The organism is Streptomyces sp. SM1 (genome assembly GCF_002910825.1).
In the GTDB taxonomy this organism is placed as follows: Bacteria; Actinomycetota; Actinomycetes; order Streptomycetales; family Streptomycetaceae; genus Streptomyces; species Streptomyces okerensis.
On record NZ_NEUB01000123.1, the window covers coordinates 1 to 254 of the forward strand.

Here is a 254-nt window from a genome sequence, read left to right on the forward strand (position 1 = left end):
GGAAGCGGCCCCGCGCAAGCGGGGAAGAGCGGCGGCGCGGCGGCCCAGTGGCCGTGAGCGGCACGACGAGAAGATCACCGTGTACGTGTCCGCCGAGGAACTGATGGACCTCGAGCACGCGCGTCTCGTCCTGCGCGGCGAGCACGGACTGGCCGTCGACCGCGGCCGCATCGTCCGCGAGGCGGTCGCCGTGGTCCTCGCCGACCTGGAAAGCCGCGGGGACGCCAGCATCCTCGTACGACGCCTCCGCGGAC

The 254-nt window shown here is 73.6% G+C and carries 1 pseudogene; it reads left to right on the forward strand.

The features are described 5' to 3' along the window. Positions 1-254 (forward strand): annotated as a pseudogene (locus B9S61_RS02750) (hypothetical protein); the annotation flags it as partial.